The 286-nt window shown below is 53.8% G+C and carries 1 protein-coding gene; it reads right to left on the bottom strand.

What is annotated here, in order from left to right:
• Positions 1-286 (bottom strand): ABC transporter permease subunit (locus OOJ59_RS28005; RefSeq protein WP_268063564.1); only part of this gene is annotated, 286 nt, incomplete at both ends.

The following is a 286-nucleotide window of genomic DNA, read 5'->3' as shown; positions in this document are numbered from 1 at the left end:
AATCCGCCGCATCGGCAGCCCTTTGGCGCGCGCGGTACGAATAAAGTTAGAGTGCAGCACTTCAATCATCGAACCGCGAGTAATACGAGCGATACTGGCGATGTAGGCCAGTGACAAGGCCACCATTGGCAGGATCATAAATTTCAACGCCCCACCGTTCCAGCCCCCGCCGGGCAGCCATTTCAAAGTTATGGCAAATATCATGACCAATAAGGGAGCGACCACGAAACTGGGGATAACTACCCCAGTCATTGCCACCCCCATCACCGTGTAATCCCAACGTGTA

This window comes from Citrobacter sp. W9 (assembly GCF_026719375.1).
In the GTDB taxonomy this organism is placed as follows: Bacteria; Pseudomonadota; Gammaproteobacteria; order Enterobacterales; family Enterobacteriaceae; genus Citrobacter; species Citrobacter werkmanii.
This window is presented reverse-complemented; position numbering and strand designations above follow the sequence as displayed.